This window comes from Flagellimonas alginilytica, assembly GCF_042134605.1.
Classification (GTDB): domain Bacteria; phylum Bacteroidota; class Bacteroidia; order Flavobacteriales; family Flavobacteriaceae; genus Flagellimonas; species Flagellimonas alginolytica.
Genome location: NZ_CP169638.1, coordinates 544,153 through 566,281 on the forward strand (window position 1 = coordinate 544,153; position 22,129 = coordinate 566,281).

Consider the following 22,129-nt stretch of genomic DNA (forward strand, 5'->3'; position numbering starts at 1 on the left):
CTATCCTTTGGTTCCCGCTATGGTCTTGAACATAATTTCATGACGGCCGTCGACAATGCCGTTGTCCACGATTTTGGCATTGGTCAGTTCGGGATACACCGAGGCATAGTGGTCTTTGATTTGATCCGGTGCCCAATTTGGGTCGATGTCGTCCAAGACGGATTCGCCCGAGACGTTCTTTAGCATAAATTTTCTTTCCAATCCTAATACTTCCATAGTGCTTGTGGTTTAAAAAAAGGTGGGTTGCTGATAGGCTTTCATATCCTCGATGGTCTTTTTCGCCAAAGCGTCGTTTTCATCGAGTTCCAATACCTTGTTGGCCAGATCCACGGCCTTCTCGTGTTCGGCCATTGGGTTGAACTTCTTGTCCTTGACCAGTTCCTTTAGGTCGGACAGGGCCTTCTTCTTTTTCTCCTTACGGTCGTTCGCCATTTTGGTCTTTTCCTCGGCCTTTTTCAGGTTGCTGAGATAGCCGTTGGCATTGTCGAACAGTACTTTTGTTTCCTGCATGGGTTTCCCCAACCGTTCCAAAAAGACGGTATCGATTTCCTCGATGCTGCCCTTGAGCGTAAAGGGCCGTATCGCTTTTAGGGCGTTGTCGCCCTCCGATGCCTTTGGGAGTAGCGAGACCGCACAGTCCGTACCGTGAAAGGAGACCGATATGGAGAATTGCCCGATGCCCGTCTTGCCCAAAGATTTAAAGAATGTTTCCATAGATTTTGCTTTTAATTGTTGTTACAAGATACCCTCAAGAATCTTCTAATCATTGAAAATTAAGGATTTAAACCACAATCGACTTCTTCTTCCCCTCACCACAAAATACGCCCCGAAGGGGCGTTGGAACCGGTGTCCGCTTATTGGAGGCGGGCGGGAATCATTGCAAATTTTTGGATGGACTTTAGGTAACCGTAAAAATTTTTGCGGAAGTAGTTTACGGTATCTATGGCAGGCTGTGTTGCATACGAAGTAGGGCTTTCGTTAATTCATGCGCTTTTCGTAGTTGATAACTGAGATGTATAAATCCATAGGAAATTTAAATAGAATCCCATTTGTGACTTAAGACCATTCCTCTTAATCTGTGAAAAACATTTAAAGCAGAAAGGTTGGAGTCTACAACATCCGAAAAATCCCTGTCCTTTCCTCGTATTCCATTGTCATTAAAATATTTGGTAAGTCTATCGGCTCCTTCCAGTCTTAATTTAATGGATTCCTTAGTCTCAATATAAGATTCTTTCACGCTATTTTGGGCTTGCATTCGTAAACATTGTAGATAGTGCCGGAAAGACTCTCGGTCGCCATATTTGACAGTTGTTGGTTGCGCACCAGAAAAGAGAATATCGGCATAACCAGAAAGGTTTTCTGTATCCGTTCTTAAATCACTCAAAATACCCAAACGTCTCGCAATATCTAAAAACGGTATTTGATATTCCGATAGGCTCTGAGGACAATAGTACCATGTTGACCTCCTACTAACAGAATCCTCCGGATTGTTGAACTTATTGGCATTAAAGCTCCTAACATTGAGCCAATTTCCGGATGCTATTGCATCGGTTTTCGTAAGTGCCAAATTGAGCATTTGATGATTGGCGTAGCCAACAACAACCTGTTTACCTTGAAGTTTTAAACCTGCGGTTAAATCCATTAGATTGACAAGCCAATTTGGGTTGTCAACCAAATAGCGATTGTTAGATGGTTCTGGTACCACATAGCAGCCTTGCACATTCCAAGTATCCATATATTCTAAAACATCGTGAATTGCCTCCTCAGAATTCATAGCTTCTTGAGATAAACACAAAGTGAAATAAATGTTTTCATGAACATTTAAATTCTGTGCTTCATTGATAATTAAAGTATGGTAGTTATACCAATTATCATTGATTTCAGAGCTTCTGCTTCCCGGTAGGATGAAAAATGGCGTTTCATAAGGGCTATTATACTCGTCCCTTAATACTGCGAGCATTCTTCTGACGTCGACCGAATTAAAAAGAGCTGTTGAATAATCCGATGGCCAAAACGAATGGGATGTCAATCTTCCATGGTCAGCGTGCGGCACATAAAATTGAGGATCAAAGACAACTTGACCACCTACTTTATGTATGTCCGGAACAAAACCGTTCATTTGATCTATGTCTTGATCTCTTGGACTCAAAATTACAGTGCCTGATTGCCAGTTCTTAATAAGGTGCTTGCAATGCGCCATCATTCCATATCCAAATTGAAGGTATAGTTCCATTTAATTTAAAGTAAGTGTTTCCTTTAAAGTGTCAAAAATAATTTTTGCCTCATTAGCCGTATTCGGCCTTCTATTTCTTCGATGGTCTCCTAAAAGACTAATAAAGGTAGAGAGTTGGAATTGTCCATCGCCTTCTATTCTCAGAGGCGGTAAAGATATATTCTCCAGTTTTCTAAGAACCTTAAAAATATCATTATCGACATCGACCATATAAAAATTTTGCCCCCTTAACAATTCATAACAAACCACCCCTATTGAAAAAAGGTCTGCGCGTATATCAATATCTTTTTTATAGTTTCTAAATTGTTCTGAGGATGCGTAACCCACTGTAAATAGGCCAAAGGGGTCATCAGACTTGGTTATGGATTCTAGATCAAGGTGTCTTGCTATTCCAAAATCAAGAAGCCAAAAGTTGTCATCATCGTCGAGGATAATATTCTCTGGTTTAATATCCCTATGCACCAGTTGTTTGTTTTCGGAATGAACAGCTATTTCGAGCATAGTGTCCAAAAACCGAACAATATCATTTATTAGGAACTTTCTGCCGTCATTTATGGCGTCCCTTAGATTTTGCCCTGAAATGTACTCTTCGACAATCCAAATAAATTCTGGGTCAGCTTCTTCGCAATTATGAGCGATGATTCTAGGTATATTCGGAGATTCGTCTAGTACGGATACCGCTCTTATTTCCCTTTTTGTTCGCTCTAAACTGTCAGAATTTGGAAAAACTTTCTTGAATACGATTTGACCATGTTCATCATGTGTACCTTGGAAAACTTCCTTTTGCCCCCCTTTTTTGATTAGGTTTAAATCCTTTAATTCTTCTATCATAAAACTTACAAAGCTGATGCCAATTGACGGCCTATATATTCATTGATAATCCAAGAGAAATAAGACCCAGGTAGTTTGGCTTTTTTTGCCCTTACCTTCAATTTTGCGCCGTCTTCACTTTGAGATAAAATTCCAAGGTTGCCATTGATCGAAGACACTACATTCTCGGTTATGGTTTTATCAGGAAGCAACACATAAGAATGTGAGGAAAAGTTTTCATTTAACTGTGCTTGCTTAAACGCATTCTTCCAATCACTCATTTTAGCTTCGATGGAAATGATTTCACGTACAAAAAAGGAATTTTCAAAATCCTTTATTCTGGCAGTCATTCCGTTAAAGAATATAAGCTCTGCTTGCACCAGCTTTTTAAGGGATTTCTGAGCGGATTTTTCGGAGTACCCAAGTTGTTGAAGTATTCTTTTAAAACGGATACCCCTTTTACCATTTGAAGAAATATGGTGCAGGATTTTAATGTCCGTTTTATCGAGTTTATTTCTCTTTGGCGGCCAACCACTTTTATCAATATCTTCCCATACCACAATCAGAATATCTGGGATTCCTGTCTCGGCATAAACTTCCTTTAGTACTTTAAACTTGTAATTTTTCTTCTCAAAGTTTTGAGTATATTGATTTAGAAAAGTATTGACCAAGTCATTTTCAGGGCCTTCTTTTTCTTTCCTAAAGTTAAATTGCAAGTTATTGAGCATATAAATTTTGTTTTGAACAAAGATAACAACCTAAAGATAATTCCTTTTTTGTATTTGAACAGGATAATAAAAATAAAGAGTTTATCGCTCTTTGTTTTCAAAGAAAGTGCTAATAATAGGTTCTGAAAGGGTTAAATGAAATTTCTCCCTATTATATGCCGGACAAACAACTCCAATTTAATTTGAACTTCACAATCTCAGGAATCTCTGTAAGTTGCTTTTTAAAACAACCGCATAGCTATTGCCTAAGAAATATCCATTTTAAAGGGGCTAACTGTAAATCTTCAACTAAAAGTGGACTGATCTTGGTCTAAAGATAAGTGATGGTTTTGTTATCTTCAAGGCTAGCCTTGAAGATGGATTCATTAACCATTTAAATCACTTAAAATGACAAAGAAGAACACGGAATCAATCGTAAAGGACATTAAAAGGAATACAAGGAGGAAGTTTTCTGCAGAGGAAAAGATCCGTATCGTGCTGGAAGGTCTCAAGGGCGAGGAATCGGTATCCGGCATCTGCAGGCGTGAGGGCATTGCCCCGGCACTGTACTATCGTTGGAGCAAGGATTTTCTGGAAGCTGGGAAAAAGCGCCTGATGGGTGACACCATGCGCGAGGCCAATACCAGTGAAGTAAAGGAACTCCGTGGGGAGAACTCCCAGCTTAAGGAAACGGTGGCCGAACTGTTGCTCCAGAACCGGGTGCTCAAAAAAAGTACCAATGGCTTAGGGTAAAATGGAGGAAGTACATGCGATTTACCCAACAGGAGAAATACGAGATCATAAGGCTTGTGGAGACATCTGAAATAGGCGTGAACAGGACATTGAAGGAAATAGGGATAAACAAGAGCACCTTCTACAACTGGTACGGTAAGTACCTCGAAGGTGGCTTTGACGGACTTGCGCCCAACCATAGGGCACGCAATACCTATTGGAACAGGATACCCGACAAGATTAGGTCGGAGGTCGTGGAGATGGCCCTGGACTTCCCGGAGGAATCCTGTCGCGGACTTGCCTGTAAGATGACCGATGAGCGGGAATACTATATCTCGGAGAGCAGTGTCTACCGCATACTTAAGTCACGTGGACTGGTGACATCCCCTGCTTTTGATACCATGGCCGCTTCACAGGAGTACAGGGACAAGACCATAAGGGTTCACCAGATGTGGCAGACGGACTTCACCTATCTGAAGATCGTCGGGTGGGGCTGGTACTATCTCTCGACCATTCTGGACGATTACAGCCGATATATTATCCATTGGGAACTCTGTCCCTCGATGAACGCAGGGGATGTGAAGAAAACAGTGGGAAGGGCATTGGAAAAGGTATCGCTGCCCAAAGGGCAAATGCCAAGGCTCCTGTCGGACAACGGGCCCTGTTACATCAGTGGCGAACTGAAGGAGTTCATAAAGGAAAGGGAGATGGAGCATATCCGGGGAAAACCGAACCATCCACAGACGCAGGGCAAGATAGAGCGTTACCACCGTTCGATGAAGAACATCATCAAACTGGACAACTACTATATGCCGGGGGAACTCAAGGAAAGGTTGGAAGAGTTCGTGGACTATTACAACAACAGGAGATACCACGAATCATTGGACAACCTGACACCGGCAGCCGTATATTTCGGAAGGGACAAAAAGATATTGGAAAAACGTAAATCGATAAAGAAAAGAACGATGCTCAAAAGAAGGAAAGAGCACCTAATTCAAAAGTTGAAACTATGACTTAACTTTGGATCGGGACAGTCCTAATTCGTTTGAAGACGTACACGTCAATTCTAAAAAAAAAATTATATTTGCATTTTATTTTTATTCAATCTAAATAAGTATAATATGAAATGGTTTTTAACTGTATTTTCAATAATGCTCCTGACAGCGAATTTAGGATTATCACAGGAAAGCAATGATGGCAAAGATTCAACTGTCCTGAAAACGGAAGTTTTAAACGAGGTCATAGTCAATGGAAGTGCAATTCTAGGGAGTAAATTTGAAGCCATGAACAGAACGGGTTCCGCAAATTATATATCGGCGAAAGAACTTCAAAAATTCAGTTACAACGATATTAACAGGATATTGAGAAACGTGCCCGGGGTCAACATATACGAGGAGGATGGTTTTGGATTACGGCCCAATATCAGTTTAAGGGGTACTTCTCCGGAACGTAGTGCAAAAATCAATCTTATGGAAGATGGGGTACTTATAGCCCCTGCCCCCTACAGTGCCCCTGCCGCATATTATTTTCCCACCATCGCAAGGATGCAGGCCGTGGAAGTATTGAAGGGAAGTAGTCAGGTCCAGTACGGGCCAAATACTACGGGTGGCGCCATCAACATGATCTCTACCCGGATACCGGACCGGTTTACTGGAAGAGCGACCTTATCGGCCGGTAACTTCAATTCAAAGAATACGCAGATCGTAATAGGCGATAGTTTTAAGAACTTCGGATTCGTAAGCGAATACTATAACTACAATTCAGACGGTTTTAAAAATATTGACGGAGGGGGAAATACGGGTTTTGACAAATCGGACTATTTGGCAAAGTTTCGAATGAATACCGATGAAGGTGCCAAAGTCTATCAATCCCTTCTCTTTAAAATCCAATTTTCCGAAGAAAGGGCCAATGAAACCTATTTAGGGTTGACCGATGCCGATTTCAATGAAAACCCGTACCGTAGATACAGGGCATCCTCGGAAGATGTGATGGACGCGGAGCACCAACAATACCAATTAACACATTTTCTTAAACTTTCCCAGACCCTGTCCATTACCACCACGGGATATGTGAACAAGTTTAAACGCAACTGGTACAAATTGGACGATGTAAATCTTGGGGAGCGCGTTGGAATAAACAATGTGCTCACAGATCCGGAAACCTATGCCATGGAATACAATGCCTTGTTGGGAAACACGGATACCCCGGAAGATGTGTTCGGCATAAAAGCGAATAACAGGAGGTATACCTCCCAAGGAATACAGTCCATTGCCCGGTTGCGATGGGGCGCTGACTGGTTACAAAGCCTGGAGCTGGGTATTCGCTACCATGAGGATGAGGAGGATAGGTTTCAATGGGTAGACAGGTATGGTTTTCAGAACAATGAACTAATACGCACAACGGTCGGCATCAAAGGGGCGGATGCAAACCGTATCGGCAACGCAAAGGCAATTGCCGCGCATACCTTGTACAAACTAAATTTGGGCAGGTTTACATTGACCCCAGGTATTCGGTACGAGAATATTACCTTGGGCAGGATAAATTACGGTACCAACGATGCAACGAGATCGGGTACGGACCTTTCCGAACGTGAGAACCAAGTGGATGTTTGGATTCCGGGAATTGGGGCAAATTATACCTTTACCGAAAATCTTTCCGTTTTTGGCGGGGTGCACAAAGGGTTTTCCCCTCCCGGCAATACCGAAGGCCAACATGCGGAAAGCAGTATAAATTATGAATTGGGTACCCGTTTCAATTATCATGGAATTCAAGGCGAAGTGGTAGGCTACTATAACGACTATCAAAACTTGTTGGGGAGCGACCTTGCGGCTACAGGTGGTACGGGCAGCTTGGACCAATTCAACGCTGGCGAGGTAAGGGTCAGCGGTGTAGAAGTATCGTTGAACTATAACCTTTTGAATAACAGCTCGGAAAAGGTCCGCTTACCGTTAACGTTTAACTATACCTTGACCGATACCGAGTTTCTTAGTTCATTTGACAGTGCCAACGCTATATTCGGGGAAGTCTCGGTGGGTGATGAGATACCCTATATCGCCAAGAACCAGTTCAATTTGAACCTTGGCCTGGGGCATGAAAAGTTTGGCATTGACATGGGCGCACGCTATATCGATGCATTCAGGACACAAGCAGGAACAGGGACCATTCCCACAAATTTAAGGGTGGATTCCAATTTTGTCGTTGACATGTCGGGCCGCTATTTCTATAATAGCCACTTCACCTTTTCCGCCAATATCATTAACTTGTTCGACACCACCTATGCGGTGTCAAGGGTTCCTGCCGGATTACGGCCTGGGCATCCATTCGGGGTTAATTTTTCAATAACCTATGGCCTTTAAAAGGAAGAATCATAATTTTTAGACCATGTCAATTGAAAACCGATGTAAGGACATTTGTCCTTTTTACCTCACATGGCCAAGAATTAAAAACAGCACTTGAATTTTTTCTTTTAATTTTTCCCTTAAAATTTTGAGGGCTTTGGTAAGATGTCCTTCGACCGTTTTGATGGAGATACCCAAATGTTCCGCAATCTCAGTATTGGTTAGCCCTTCTTTCTTACTTAACTTAAATACTTGGTTGCACTTCTTGGGAAGCTGTTCGATCTCTTTTTCAACTAGTTCCACCTTATGTTTTAAGTCTTCTTGATATTCTCTTTCAATTACAAGGTCCAAAGTTTCGGCATAGGTAGTCTCGAAAAAATAAGTTTCTTTCTTATACTTTTTTACATGGTCCAAAAAATTGTTTCGGACAGACTTGTAGAGCCATCCCTTTAAGATAGTTCCCTTTTTTATATTATCCCTTTTCTTCCATAGTTTAAAAAATGCTTCCTGCACCAAATCTTTTGCCAAAGCTTCGTTACGGCTTAAACTTTTTGCATACCAATAGATTTCATTATAATAGAACTCAATGACTGTTTTGAAAGCCTTCCTATCCCCTTTTTGGATTGCTTCAACCTTAATTTTTTCATCCAAGTTATTTGAATTCATAGGCTATTTTAACAAAAAAAATCAATAATTATAGATTATTGACAATAAAAAGCAAGGGTATTGTATAGTTCAATCGTTTACATAATATGAATTGGGACTTTCCTAAAAATCATCGATGAAAAACAAGAAAATAGAAATTATCATACACAAATTTTTGGCCAATACGGCAACTTTGGATGAGATTGATATTTTGGCCAAATGGGTCGATAAAAATAAATCTAGCTTTCAGGAAGAAGTGGAACTCCATCATCTAATAACCGGGGCTGGAGAAGAAGAAAGTACGGAACACCTAAAGAAAAATCTGACATCGGCCTTCAATCAAGCTAGACTCGTCGCAGGCAAGGTCAAAAAAAGGAACTTACTACTCAGGTACGCCGCGATTTTTGTCGGCGTTCTTATGTTAGGTATTTATGCTTACGAGCAACGTAGTCCTGAAGTAATTCTTGAAAAAGAAGCCACGATTACTTTTGAAGATGGGTCTAAAAAGGAAACCTTAAATGACAAGGCAACCGGAATAGTGTCTACTACAAATGCCTATGTGGTAGAGCAAGAAGGCACTAAAATTACCTATAAAAAAGTAGCATCGAACCAAAAAAAGGTGAATCGGTTGGTGTTCAACACCTTGGATGTACCTTATGGGAAAAAGTTTCAGTTGGTACTATCCGATGGTACGGAAGTATACCTTAATTCGGGTTCCTCAATTACATACCCAGTGGTATTTTACGACGAAGGCCCAAGGAATGTTGTTCTTAGAGGGGAAGCTTACTTTACCGTTGCTTCAGATTCTTTAAGGCCATTTACGGTCAGCACACAGCTTCTTGATGCAAAGGTCCTAGGGACGGAATTTAATATTTCCAGTTACCGAGATGACGAACATATTCAAGTGGTACTTGTTGAAGGTAGTCTGTCAGTCGGTCGGAATAATTCTATTGGTTCGGGAGATGTAATCCTAAAACCGAATCAGCTGGCTTCCTATTCCTATTCCGATGATGAACTAGCCACTGCTAATATAGATGTCAGCAGTTACATTGCTTGGAAAAATGGCATATTGTTGTTCAAGAACGAAGACTTTTATCATATCGCAAAAAAACTTGAAAGGCACTATGATGTAAAAATCGAGATAAAGGATATGCAGGTAAGCAAAGAAAGTTATACAGGAAGGTTTAAAACGGAAACCATTGAGGAAATACTACAGGCTTTTCAACGGATTAAAAGTTTTGACTACAACATTGAAAACAATAACATTAAAATTAACCTTAAAAACTAAGCGTATGGAGTGAACCTTAAAAGAATCAGGGATTGCTGGAACAATCCCATGATTCCAAACGAATTTAAAAACTATTTGACCAATTTCTAAACTCTCTCAAAAGTATGAAAAACACACTATGTAAAAGGTATTTTACGATTAAAATAGACCTGAAAATGAAAATTACCATGTTGTTTCTTTTGGTTGCCTTTTTTCAACTTCAGGCAAATAACACGTATTCCCAGAAATCCAATATTTCTATGAACATGAAGGATGCTACGATAGCCTCCGTATTTGAAGAAATAGAGAAAACGACCGATTTCAACATTCTTTATAAGAATTCCACTTTAGACATCAATAAACGTATTTCCGTAAACGTCGACAAAGTCAAGATAGATGAACTGATGGGAATAGTTCTAAAGGAAACCAATGTTTCTTTTGAAATTAGAAGAAAACTTATCGTGTTGGTTGAAAACGGCAAAACGTTGAATTCCGGTACAAGTCCGGCCTCATCCAATCCTCCAAAGGTTCCGGATCAAACTATGACGGTAACTGGCACGGTAACCGATCAAGACAATATTCCCTTAGGTGGAGTGAGTATTGTCATCAAGGGCTCCACTAAGGGGGTTTCCACCAATTTTGATGGGGAATATGAAATAGAAGCTTCTGAGGGCGATATTCTTGTGTTCTCCTATATTGGCTTTTCCTCACGTGAAATCAGTGTAAAACAAGCAGACGTAATTAACGTTGCCATGATGCAAAGTTCAATGGATTTGAACGAAGTAATCGTTACCGCAACCGGTGCGCGCCGTAAGGTTGAGATGGGAAATTCCATTGCGAATCTCAACGTTGCCGATGACGTAAAGCAGCGGCCGATAAGCAATGTCTCGGACCTACTTCAGGGCCAGGCGACCGGCGTTCAGATTTCAAGTAGTGGAGGTTCTACAGGCATGGGCTCGCGCATTAGGATCAGGGGTTCGAACAGTGCATCCCTTTCCAACGAACCAGTAATTTATGTTGATGGTATTTTGATTAATAACGAGGCAAATTCAATCTCTTTTGAAACAGGTGGGCAATCCCCTTCCCGTTTAAATGATATCAACCCAGAGGATATTGAGTCTATCGAAATCATCAAGGGTCCTTCCGCGGCAACATTATACGGATCTATTGCGGCCAACGGTGTAATTCGTATTACCACTAAAAAAGGTAAACAAGGAGAACCAAGATGGTCTGCATTTTTCGAGAGCGGTTTGGTAGAAGATGTAACAACCTATCCCAAAAACTATCAGGCACTTGACGCAGCAGGCAATCCCGGTTTCAACTTTGAAGCGGCCGAAGGCACTTTTGTCCACAGTACGGTCAATTCTTTTCAGCCCTTGAACGACCCGCGTACCTCGCCTTTTAGAACCGGACAGTCTTATGGCGGTGGGTTGAGCGTATCGGGAGGTTCGGAAGTACTCACCTATTTCCTTTCGGGAAGTCTTACCGACGGTGAAGGCGTGTTGCCCGTCAATAACATAAAAAGAACGAATTTCCGGGGAAATTTCGGAGCCAAGATTACTGATGACCTTAAGGTAAATTTGACCACGGGCTACACCAACAGTAATCTGGAACTTCCCTTGAACGATAATTTTGCCCTCGCATTAATGAGTCAGGGCCTAAATGGTACATCGACCATAGATGTCAACAACGGTTGGGGTGAATTTACACCCGATGAACTGTTTACCATAGACACCCGGCAAATAATCAATCGTTTTACCAGTGGTCTTGAACTCATTTGGCAACCCTCTGAAAAATTGAACCTAAGAGCCTCCGGAGGCCTAGATTTTACATCCCGTTGGGACAGTCAGTTTTTCCCCACGGGTGAAGCCCCTGATTTTCTAAACTACGACGAAGGTGCCCGGTTCTCTAATAGGTTCAACGATTTTGTCTATACTTTGGATGCCGTAGGTTCTTACAAAACAGATCTTTGGGAGGGCATAAATTCCAGAACTTCCCTTGGATTCCAATATTTACAGAATCTTTCGCAAGGCACCTTCGCAACCGGTCTTCAGTTGGTTGCGGGTAGTAATTCTATTGCGGGGGCAGCAGTAACACAAAGTAACGAACAGACCATCGAGTCGCGTACCGTAGGGGTCTTTGTGGAGGAACAGATCGGTTTTAATGACAAATTGTTCGTGACAGGTGCCGTACGGGCCGATCGCGGGAGTTCTTTTGGTGCCTCGTTCAATTCGGTATTTTACCCCAAAGTGAGTGCTTCTTGGCTGATTTCGGAAGAAGAATTTTTCAATGATTCCGACAAATATGGCATAAGCTCGTTACGGCTTAGGGGAGCCTGGGGAGCCTCGGGGGTACAACCGGGCACCAATGATGCGCTGAGGTTTTTCAATCCCATAGCCGCTACACTGGACGGACAAAGTGTTACCGGGGTCACTATTGGCAGCGTTGGAAACTCCGACTTAACCCCAGAGCGGTCAACGGAAGTTGAGTTCGGCTTTGATGCGAAACTATTGTCCGAAAAAATTGGCTTTGAAATGACCTATTTTAATAAACGTACCGAAGATGCTCTTATATTTAGGCAATTGCCCTTATCGCTCGGCGTGGGCGAAGGGCGCTTTGAAAATTTGGGTTCCGTTAAAAACTCGGGTATTGAAATTGGATTGAATACAAGAATCATCGAAACCGATAAGTTTTTCTTTGGGGTGGATTTTGTGGGTTCGTTCATAGATAATGAATTGATAGAATTGGGTGAGGGCATACAACCGGTCATTTTTGGTCAACAACGTCACGTTGAAGGCTTTCCCCTTGGAGGTTACTGGGATGAAACCTATACTTTTAACGATGCCAATGGCGATGGTTTCATTGGGCAGGATGAGATACAAGTTGGGGAAGTAGGGTACTTAGGTACGCCGTTTGCCACTACTGATATTTCATTTACCCCAACACTTAGTTTTTTCGAAAATCAATTTGTGCTAAGAGGACTCCTAAACTACAGGGGTGGTCAAAAACTTTATAACAACACCGGTTCTTGGCGAAACGGGAATAGTAACAACCAAGAACTGAACGATCCCAATGCCTCGCTTGCCGATCAGGCAAGGGCCGTTGCATCAAAATTTTTGGGCACTAATGCTGGTTATATTGAAGATGCTTCGTTTTGGAGGCTTCGTGAAATTTCGTTGACCTATAATGCGCCTGTCACCTTTTCGAGTCAACTTGGTTTTGACCGTATAAGCCTGACGCTTTCCGGGCAAAACTTGGGTGTATGGACCGACTACACGGGACTTGATCCCGAAATAAGTTCTGAGGGGCAAGCCAATTTTACTACTGAGGAATTTCTCAGTCAACCACCCGTGCGTTCTTGGAAAGCAAGGCTAAACCTATCTTTTTAACATTAAAAAATCTAAGAAAATGAGAACATTACTGAAAATAAAAAACAACTATTCCAGATTGATCTTTAATGTCGTTGTTTTGGTTGTACTTACATCGTTGAGTATATCTTGCGATTCGGTGGTAGAAGTTACAGATCCTGATATTGTTACACCGGAATCGCTTAATAGCGAAGCCGGTATACAAACCCTGCGCGCGGGTTCTTTGGGAGATCTTGCCGTGGCCATGAGCGGTTCCGCAGCAGGCCATGGGGCTACCACGGGCCTAATCGTTATGAGCGGCCTTATGGCTGATGAGTATAGTTATTCTGGAACCTTCCCCACTAGACGTGAGGCTGATACCCGAAACCTTCAAGATATTAACGGTGACATAAATACAATTTATGGTAACCTGCACAGATCACGAACCGGGGCCGAAACTACTATAGACCTTCTTGCCAATTTCGGCGGAAATCCAGAAGTGGAAAGCGAGATGCAAAGTATCGTTGGGTATGCCTATGTCATGTTCGCAGAAACCTTTTGCGGTGGGGTTCCCTTTAGCAAGGCACCTGCCGACGGAGGTGAATTGATCTATGGCGAGCCTTTGACTACTGAGCAAATGTTTAATGCTGCGGTCGAATGGTTTGATCAAGCCATCACCAACGCCGGCAGCAACGATAAATTGGCCAACCTGGGGCGGTTAGGCAAGGCCCGCTCCCTTTTGGGCCTAGGACAAATTGATGCCGCGGCTGGCGAAGTATCTGCTGTTCCATCAGATTTTGTTTACAATATTGAACAATCAGACAACAGTCGTAGACAAGAGAACGGTATTTATATAATGACCACTGTTCGCCGTCAGTTTTCTATAGCAGATGGCAAAGGCGGCAATGGTCTAATGTACCGCTCCGCTATGGATCCCCGGACACCTTGGGACGGGGGCACGGAATTTGGACAAGATGATATTACCCTGTATTACAACCAACTCAAATTCAATTCCTCCAGTGTACCCGTGGCCTTGGCCTCAGGAATAGAAGCAAGGTTGATCGAAGCCGAGGCGGCCGCTAGTGCAGATGATGCCCAAACCGTCGAGAATATACATAATGAACTTAGGGCCGCAATGGGTCTATCAGAGTTAGACCTCTCAGGAATTAGTGGCGAAGACCTGTTGCTGGCCCATTTTTCAGAACGTGCCTTTTGGTTGTTCAGTACAGGTCATCGACTGGGAGACCTAAGAAGACTTGTGGATGTTTATGATATGATGCCCTCAAGTGTGTTTCCATGGGGGCCTTATTTCAAGGGAGGGGAATATAATCCCAATCTTAAATTTCTAGTCCCACAGTCAGAATCGAACAACCCCAATTATGTTGGCTGTTTGGATTGAAAATATTTGAAAATGTCATACAAAAAAGAGAGGAGGCTTTTTAGGGCCTCTTTTCTTTTTAAGTTTGCTGAAGGCAAAGTTGTCAATTACATTTTTTATGAAAAACCTGTTAGCGATTCCAAAATTTGAACGTTCTGGAAGCTTCATTTTCTTATGTGCCTTGTTTTTGTTGTCCGGCACCGCTGGCCTTATATTCCAAGTGATTTGGATGTACCGGCTGGGACTTGTTTTCGGGAATGCGGCGTATGCAACAGCTGCAACATTATCCGCTTTTTTTCTCGGATTGGCCCTTGGGGGACGGTTTTTTGGCAAGGCTTCCGCCCGTTTTAAACGTCCACTTCGCTTATATGGCTTTATGGAGCTAGGTATTGCCGTAACGGCACTCTTGTTGGTTCCTGGCCTCCATTTCTACGAAAAGTACTATTCTGATATCGTATCTTTTTTAGGGGTTTCAAGAAGCGTTCTCTTAGTCATCAAGTTTGTATTTGGTATTTCATTACTTTTTTTTCCTTCATTTTTAATGGGAGGCACCTTTCCCGTTTTGGCACAGTACATCGGGAAAAACCGAATTGACCTTTCAAGACGTGGAACGATTTTGTATGCCGTAAATACCTTAGGGGCCGCTCTAGGTGCTTTTGCTGCCGCGTTTTATTTGTTAGCTAGGTACGGGGTCAGTGCAACCTATAGCTTTGCCATGGCCCTGGCTCTTTCCGTAGGGGTTCTGGCGCTTGTTATCGACCGCTTTTATAAGACTCCCCGCCCCGCTACTCTTGAAGCCTTCGATTGGCCTGAAAAGCACGAAAAATCCACTTACGATACATCCGAATTGGGTTATGGCCAATTCATCACGGTCGCCTTTTTTTCCGGGGCCTTGGCACTAGCGGCCGAAACCTTATGGACTAAAATGTTCGCCCAAGTTTTACAAAATTCGGTCTATTCGTTCGCTGCAATATTGGTAGTGTTCCTTTTATCCCTAGGGCTTGGCGGTATTTTATCCCATGTGCTGGTAAGGCTAAGGGCGCCGTCAACAAAACTTTTGATCTTATTGTTGGCCTCGGCCGCAATTTTGATAGGAATATCTCCAACGGTATTCAGTACTGTGACAAACGGACTTGAGTACCTTGCAGTGAACGCATCTTGGCTTACATATATATGGTCCGTCTTTAAACTAAGCCTAATAGTAATTATGCCTCCAACTATTATTTTAGGTGCCGTGTTTCCCTTTCTGTTGAAAGCGGCCCCTACAATCCATATGCCATCTGGGATAATCGCGGGCAAATTAGTACTCTACAATTCGTTGGGCGGCTTTGTGGGGCCGGTAGTGGCAGGTTTTGTTCTACTTGATTTGGTCGGCCTCTGGAATAGTATAAAAATCATTGCTGTTCTGTATGGCATCTTAGCTCTATTGATTGTTTTCCCAGCATCCGGAAAAAAGAAAATTATTCAACTTTTATTACCAGTTGCATTGATTTTCGGAATATTCGTGTTGAAAAACCCACCTCTTGTACAATTGAAAACAGGAGAAAAAGTACTGGATTATTGGCAATCAAGCGACGGTGTCGTCTCTATAATACAATTGGCGGGAAATTTAGAGATGCGATTAGATAATTTTTATGTGCTCGGGGATTCGAAATCGTTTTTGGTCGAGCAAATGCAGGCCCATGTTCCGCTTATGATACATCCAGCACCTAAAAATGTGGCGTTTTTGGGACTGGGGACCGGCATCACGGCAGGTGCGGCGTTTAACCATGATGTAGAAAATGTAGTAGCCGTTGAACTGGTGTCCAACGTGGTTACTGCGGCAAAACGTTATTTTTCACCTTGGACCAATGGACTTTTCAAAGATAAACGGGCGAATATAGTAGCTGACGATGCCAGAAACTTTCTTCTGGGCGCCAATAAGAAATTCGACGTTATTATCGGAGACCTTTTTACCCCGTGGCATGCAGGTACGGGAAGTCTTTACACCCTTGAACATTTTGAACAAGTTAAAAAGCGATTATCGCCCGGTGGCATCTTTGCGCAATGGTTACCGCTATACCAGCTTACACCTGAGAACTTCAATACCATTGCCGCTACATTTGCAGCCGTTTATCCACAAGTGACACTCTGGCGGGCCGATTTTTCCAAGGACCGGGCCAGTATCGTACTCGTTGGCCAGGAAGCAGGCTCACAGCTTAACGATAATACCTTACGCAAAAATATTGTCCATGTAGTGGGTAAGCAAATTGACCCGGAAAACAACCACATGGCCGGTCTTTTTTATCTAGGTAACTTGGAGGCCATTAGAAATCGGTTGTCGGGTGTTGAACTGAATACCGATGACAGAAGGTCTATTGAATTTAAGGCACCTATTCTATCGCAACAAGCCAATTCGGGCAGTGCAAGCTATATTACAGGCAAGGAGTTGGATGATTTGTTGACCTTATTAAATACTAATCTTCCTGCTGGGAAAGACCCCTATCTTTCCAACTTAGCAGAGGAAGAAATTCGATTTGTAAAAGTGGGGGCGCTTTACCATCGTTATTTGCGATATGTCAGTACCGGGGAAGAAGATAAGGCAAAAAAAATACGGGAACAGATACAGTTCTTGGCACCGGACTTTTTACAGACGGAGACCAAAGCTATTGATGAATAGAATAAGGGAATACCAACAAACAAGAAATAAAATGAATTACCAAAAAACAACTGGACCGATCAAGAACTATATGAAACAAGTAAGCAACAAACCATTCTTTTTTTCGATTCCAATAATCATATCCATACTATCTTTTAGTCTTTCCTTTGCGCAACAAGATATCATCGATAAGGCCATAGCAGTTTCGGGAACCGAAAAATTGAAAAATGCAAAGGCTTCATTTGATTTTCGGGATTATCATTATAAATACAAAAGAAACCAGGGGCGGTTTGAATACACAAGAATCGGCAAGAAAGGCGATGGCACGGAAATACGGGATGTCTATACCAATAAGGGGCTGGTCCGCTATGTGGCCGATACCTTGATAAGCCTTACCGAAAAAAGAGAGAAAGCCTATACCAATTCGGTAAATTCAGTGATGTACTTTGCGTTTTTGCCCCTTTGGCTCAAAGACCCCGCGGTCATTGTAGAAGACCAAGGTAGAAGCGTGATAAAAAGTAAGGAGTACTATAAAATCCGTGTTACTTTTAAGCAAGAGGGCGGTGGCGATGATTTTGAGGATGTGTTCCTCTATTGGTTCGATGTTGAGGATTATAGTATGGATTATCTGGCTTACAAATACTTTACTGGCAAAGGGGGAATGCGGTTTCGGGAAGCATACAACCAGCGCAACGTTAATGGGGTCGTAATACAGGATTACCGTAACCTACAACCTAAAATAAAGGACGGCATTGATTTTGATGAAATCGAGAAGGCTTTTGAAAATGACCAACTGGAGGAGCTCTCGCTCATCGAATTGAAAAATGTGAAAATTGAAAAGATACCCAGAACCTAGTCCAATTCATTCAAAGACCCGAAGTATGTTTCCGGTAAGTTCTGTATTGAATATTTTCAAGGGATTACTGGTAATACTGTTCAAGGGCTTTCCGGTTTGGTCAAACCGTGCGCCATGGGTAGAACAGTAGTAAATACCGCCGTCGTTCTCCACAAACCTAACTTCCTCGGTCTGTTGATGACTGCATATCTGACTGGCCGCCACATACTGCCCCTCCAAGTTTTTGGCCACCACCACAAATTGCTTCAAGATAAAGCCCCCATTATTCTGTAAAGGGGCACCTTCCTGAGAGTCAAGATCGACCGTAAAATCAATTCCTGTAGGGACTGGAAGCCCCCCCACCGCACCGTCTTTTGAACATCCGTTCAAACAGGGAAAAACAAGGGCAAAGGCTGCACCTGCCCCTAGATTCTGTAAAAATTGTTTTCTTTCCATAACAAAGACTTTTATAAATAAACGTCTTTTGCTAAAAAATCGTATGCAAAGAACACATGTGTAGTTGTAACCCTCCCTTTTCTCGGACCATTGGTTAGACAACTTTTGTTTGTTCTTCCAAGCAAGCTTGCTTGGAAGAGAATTCCTTTTCATAGCGTTCCGGGGTTATCCCACCCAGGGCCTCGTGTGGCCGTTTCATGTTGTAATCCTTTATCCATTCCTCGGTCAATATGCGTACCTGTGAAATATCCTCGAACAGATGTGCATCAAGTACATCCTGTCTGTAGGTACGGTTGAACCGTTCAATGAACCCGTTCTGCATGGGCCTTCCCGGCTGTGTGTACTGGATATCTATCCCTTGGGCCCCGCACCATCTCGTGAAATCGAGCGCAAGGAACTCGGGCCCGTTGTCCACCCTGACCTTTTCGGGCCTACCGTGTTCCCCGATGGCCCTCTTCAATACCTGTACCACGCCCATGGCAGGGAAACTGAACTCGGCCTCAACGCCGATGGCCTTCCTGTTGAAGTCATCGATGATGTTGAAGGTCCTGAACCTTCTCCCGTGCACCAATGAATCGCTCATGAAGTCCATGGACCATGTCATGTTCGGACCATCGGGCAGCACCAAGGGCTCCTTGACCCGCTTGGGCACCCTCTTTTTGGTCTTTCTCCTCAAGTTCAGGCCCAGCATCAGGTATACCCGTCTGACCCGCTTCTTGTTCCATTTATGGCCTTCCAGTCTTATCCGCTGATAGTATTTGTCCTGTCCTTCCCTTGGCTTGGCCACGGAAAGCTCCAGCAACTTGTCGATCACCTCACTGTCATCTTTCACGGAGCGGTAATAGTACATCGATTTTGGGAACGTCAATGTCCTGCAGGCCCTGGTGATGCTTACCCTGTAATATTCCCCTAGGTAGGCCACCATGTTTTTCCTCTCACCGGAGCCTACCACTTTTTTGAGAGCACGTCCTTGAGCATCTTGTTGTCAAGGGCCATGTCCGCATACATCTGCTTGAGCTTGCGGTTCTCCTCCTCAAGTTCCTTCAGGCGCTTGAGCTCGAGGCTGTCCATCCCCGAATATCGTTTCTTCCAATTGTAAAATGTGGCCTTGTGGATGCCCATATCCCTACAGATCTGGTCCACTTTGACCCCTGATTCGTGCTGCTTGATGCAGGATACGATCTGGCTCTCGGTAAACTTGGTTCTCTTCATAATATCTGACTGTTAAAATTAAACTTTTTGTCTAATTCAGACCAGTCCGACTTTTAGGGAGGGTTACATTGCCAACTGCGCCACCACCTCATTCATTTCAAATTCGGCTTTAATCGATACTTCTACAGTTTTCGAACCGAGTACCTTGACGAAGTAGGGTTTCAACACATCAAATTCAGGCCGGATGTAATCGTTCTCGATTTCGAACTCCAGTGCCATCGGAAATTTGGTTTCCTTGTAGGTGAATGCGATTGAGCCAAAACGGAAATCGAGTTTCTCGATGGGTACCTTGATTTTTTTACTGACTATCATACTACCCTTCATTTTGGTTGTGTCCAAACCAAATTGGTCGAAAAGTGTTTCTTGTCTATAAAAATTACGGTAATACGTATTCCTTTTTAAAAAAGTCGGTCGAGATAGGGTATTTTATAATCCCTATAATCATAGATCAACGGGGCGATTTCGGAGCGTTGCACCCTTCCGATATATTGGATCAGTTTTCCCTTGAACGCAAATGGGTAAACCAAGAAAAGACAGGGCGCATTTTGGATATCGGTTCCTTCCCCAAAAAACTGGCCCGTGGTGACCAGTACTTGATAACTGCCTTCCTTGAGTATTTTCCATTTCAGATTCCTATCACTTTCGGAATCATCGCCGCTCAACGATATTACCTCGAACTTTTGCTTTAATAATTGATACAGTATTGCAATATGTTCCTTTCGTTCCGTTATGACGACCACCCTTTTGCCTTTGGCGATTTCCAACCCTATATCTGTAACAATGGCCTTGTTTCGGACAGAATCGTGTACCAGTACTTTTGACAAGGTTTCAAAAGCATCGGTTTTTGGGTTATAGGGAACATTCAAATCGGTATTCCTGATGACTACCCTGGCCTTTTGGTAGGTTTCGATGTCCTGTGGTCTTATTTCGGCGATCAATTCGCCCAGATGGGCAAAAATAAGTTTGCCATCACCGTTTTTTCTAAACGGGGTTGCCGTAAGACCATATTGATAGTAAGGGGCAAGTTTGGAAATCGTGGTGTCAAAGGTTTTGGCAGGAATATGATGGCACTCGTCGATGATGACTGTCTTGAAGTTTTCTTGGACTTCCAGGTCTTCGACTCTTTTCTGCAAGCTTTGGACCATCGCGACCGTAACCGCTTTTCCTATTTTCGTCTTGCCCTGTCCGATCTTACCGATTTCATTTTTAGGGATTTGCAGAAACGATTCGATACGTTCCATCCATTGTTGGAACAATTGTTTCCGATGTACCACAATCAAAGCGGCTTGCTGTTTTTCAGCAATGATTTTGAGTGCGATGATGGTTTTTCCCGATCCGGGAGGGGCAACTATCACCCCAAAATCCTTTTTGGAAATGGAAGGTATAATGGCTTGCTGATGTTTGTACAATGCGGCTCCGAAGGTGAAAAGTACATCTTCCAATTTTGCCCTCCTGTCCTGAAATTCAAAATCAATCTTTTGAGCTTTACAAAAACGGATAAGTCGCCCAATCGCCCCTCTTGGTAAAATAACATGCTGCCCGGATTCTGAAATTAAGTTAAAGGTACGGTCTGTGCCCCAAACGTTTTTACCCATCTTTTTCTTGACGAAATATTCGGGATTGGGCACATTGAAATTCGCTTTGATAAAGTTGATAAGCGGCAACGGCATACCCGTTCTGGTCAGCCGAACATCTTTATCCAAAGAAATGACCAGTTTCGTGTAGGGCATCGGCTCTTTCAAGCCATTGCTCTCATCTTTTCGAACAATTGAGCTATGTAACGATTCGAGGTCTGTTATGCTTGTTCGCTCGATTTGTTTTAAGAAGCTCCATTGATCGCCATAAGGAGCGAATGATTCCGGATGGATAAAACAACTATTCCCCTGGGCGACATGGGGTTCGTGAAGCGGTAAGGCGATAAGGTTGCCCAGCCCCTTCCCGGAAAGGAAATCTTGATTGGGGAACAGACGATCAAAGCTCGAAGTCGTATCAAAAATGGAGAATGCCCCGCTCTCTTCGAGAAGATGTTTGAATATAACGCGACTTTTTACAGACGGATAAGGTTGTTCAAAGAATACCCAGACATGGCCGCCATTGCCGGAACGGGATCGCTCCAAATACGCGGGAATACTATTTGACCTACAAATTTGAATGAAATCGGTACATTCCTTTTTCCAGTTTTCCTTATCGAAATCGGCGGCAATAAACCACGAAGTATTGTCCTGTAGCAAAGGGTACATCCCTATCAAATGTTCGCCTAGGAGATGTTTCGAAATCTGGTCATCGGTCAAGGACAAATATGATTTTTCAGCTAAGTTTTTGAACGTTCCCCCATTGATTTTATGCATCCTGTACCGATAGGGGTCGTAAAAATAGGCAGGTATGTAGCCGCTTTTGGTTCCCTTTTCCCATCTTGTCGCAAAGACATCCTCCCGACCTTTAAAAAGTGACCGGAACAATCGAATTTTTTCGTTGAAATATAGGTTGGTTGACATCTGAAAATAAGGATAGCCTCTAAGGTAAGTATTACT

At 42.9% G+C, this 22,129-nt stretch carries 17 protein-coding genes and 1 pseudogene; 7 read left to right on the forward strand and 11 right to left on the reverse strand.

Translation table 11 applies throughout. The features are described 5' to 3' along the window. From ABTP35_RS02420 to ABTP35_RS02440, 5 genes are all read right to left on the reverse strand, one after another. The gene (locus ABTP35_RS02420) at positions 1-216 is read right to left on the reverse strand and encodes a PRTRC system protein C (RefSeq protein WP_119648317.1); all 216 of its coding nucleotides are present in this window, start codon (positions 214-216) and stop codon (positions 1-3) included. Between the two features lie 12 nt (positions 217-228). Next, positions 229-714 (reverse strand): hypothetical protein, encoded by a 486-nt coding sequence (locus ABTP35_RS02425; protein ID WP_119648316.1) that lies wholly within the window; start codon positions 712-714, stop codon positions 229-231. A gap of 319 nt (positions 715-1,033) precedes the next feature. After that, positions 1,034-2,233, reverse strand: a complete 1,200-nt coding sequence (locus ABTP35_RS02430) for a hypothetical protein (protein ID WP_375334418.1) — start codon at positions 2,231-2,233, stop codon at positions 1,034-1,036. Further along, positions 2,234-3,064 (reverse strand): serine/threonine-protein kinase, encoded by an 831-nt coding sequence (locus ABTP35_RS02435; RefSeq protein WP_119648315.1) that lies wholly within the window; start codon positions 3,062-3,064, stop codon positions 2,234-2,236. It lies immediately after the preceding gene. 5 nt (positions 3,065-3,069) lie between these two features. Further along, a complete protein-coding gene (locus tag ABTP35_RS02440; protein WP_375334419.1) occupies positions 3,070-3,771 on the reverse strand; it encodes a hypothetical protein in 702 nt (233 codons plus the stop codon). 387 nt (positions 3,772-4,158) lie between these two features. On the opposite strand from ABTP35_RS02440, the pseudogene ABTP35_RS02445 reads away from it, so the two are divergent. Together ABTP35_RS02445 and ABTP35_RS02450 are read left to right on the forward strand one after the other, a co-directional pair. Further along, positions 4,159-5,495 (forward strand): annotated as a pseudogene (locus tag ABTP35_RS02445) (IS3 family transposase). Between the two features lie 108 nt (positions 5,496-5,603). Then, complete coding sequence (locus ABTP35_RS02450; RefSeq protein ID WP_375334420.1) at positions 5,604-7,838, forward strand: TonB-dependent receptor family protein; 2,235 nt, start codon at positions 5,604-5,606, stop codon at positions 7,836-7,838. A 63-nt stretch (positions 7,839-7,901) separates the two neighbouring features. Here the strand turns inward: ABTP35_RS02450 and ABTP35_RS02455 are convergent, their stop codons facing one another. Next, the gene (locus ABTP35_RS02455; protein ID WP_375334421.1) at positions 7,902-8,486 is read right to left on the reverse strand and encodes an RNA polymerase sigma factor; all 585 of its coding nucleotides are present in this window, start codon (positions 8,484-8,486) and stop codon (positions 7,902-7,904) included. 115 nt (positions 8,487-8,601) lie between these two features. On the opposite strand from ABTP35_RS02455, the gene ABTP35_RS02460 reads away from it, so the two are divergent. The 5 genes from ABTP35_RS02460 (at position 8,602) to ABTP35_RS02480 (ending at position 17,951) form a co-directional block, all read left to right on the forward strand. Beyond that, positions 8,602-9,753 carry a FecR family protein gene (locus tag ABTP35_RS02460; RefSeq protein WP_166248850.1) on the forward strand — a complete coding sequence of 384 codons (1,152 nt, stop codon included), beginning with the start codon at positions 8,602-8,604 and terminating at the stop codon, positions 9,751-9,753. A gap of 104 nt (positions 9,754-9,857) precedes the next feature. Next, the gene (locus ABTP35_RS02465; protein ID WP_375334422.1) at positions 9,858-13,121 is read left to right on the forward strand and encodes a SusC/RagA family TonB-linked outer membrane protein; all 3,264 of its coding nucleotides are present in this window, start codon (positions 9,858-9,860) and stop codon (positions 13,119-13,121) included. 19 nt (positions 13,122-13,140) lie between these two features. Further along, positions 13,141-14,478, forward strand: coding sequence for a hypothetical protein (locus ABTP35_RS02470; RefSeq protein ID WP_094997506.1), 1,338 nt, complete (start codon positions 13,141-13,143; stop codon positions 14,476-14,478). Between the two features lie 97 nt (positions 14,479-14,575). Next, a complete protein-coding gene (locus ABTP35_RS02475) occupies positions 14,576-17,116 on the forward strand; it encodes a spermidine synthase (RefSeq protein WP_375334423.1) in 2,541 nt (846 codons plus the stop codon). Between the two features lie 31 nt (positions 17,117-17,147). Next, a complete protein-coding gene (locus tag ABTP35_RS02480) occupies positions 17,148-17,951 on the forward strand; it encodes a DUF6503 family protein (protein ID WP_375334424.1) in 804 nt (267 codons plus the stop codon). A gap of 6 nt (positions 17,952-17,957) precedes the next feature. Here ABTP35_RS02480 and ABTP35_RS02485 read toward each other — a convergent pair whose 3' ends face one another. The 5 genes from ABTP35_RS02485 to ABTP35_RS02505 form a co-directional block, all read right to left on the reverse strand. Then, the gene (locus ABTP35_RS02485) at positions 17,958-18,386 is read right to left on the reverse strand and encodes a ubiquinol-cytochrome c reductase iron-sulfur subunit (RefSeq protein WP_375334425.1); all 429 of its coding nucleotides are present in this window, start codon (positions 18,384-18,386) and stop codon (positions 17,958-17,960) included. A gap of 94 nt (positions 18,387-18,480) precedes the next feature. Next, positions 18,481-19,311 carry an IS3 family transposase gene (locus tag ABTP35_RS02490; RefSeq protein ID WP_375334426.1) on the reverse strand — a complete coding sequence of 277 codons (831 nt, stop codon included), beginning with the start codon at positions 19,309-19,311 and terminating at the stop codon, positions 18,481-18,483. 20 nt (positions 19,312-19,331) lie between these two features. Next, positions 19,332-19,598, reverse strand: a complete 267-nt coding sequence (locus ABTP35_RS02495) for a transposase (protein WP_199913404.1) — start codon at positions 19,596-19,598, stop codon at positions 19,332-19,334. A 63-nt stretch (positions 19,599-19,661) separates the two neighbouring features. After that, complete coding sequence (locus ABTP35_RS02500; protein WP_375334427.1) at positions 19,662-19,910, reverse strand: hypothetical protein; 249 nt, start codon at positions 19,908-19,910, stop codon at positions 19,662-19,664. A gap of 86 nt (positions 19,911-19,996) precedes the next feature. After that, positions 19,997-22,093, reverse strand: a complete 2,097-nt coding sequence (locus tag ABTP35_RS02505) for a DEAD/DEAH box helicase family protein (protein WP_375334428.1) — start codon at positions 22,091-22,093, stop codon at positions 19,997-19,999. Positions 22,094-22,129 lie beyond the last annotated feature (36 nt).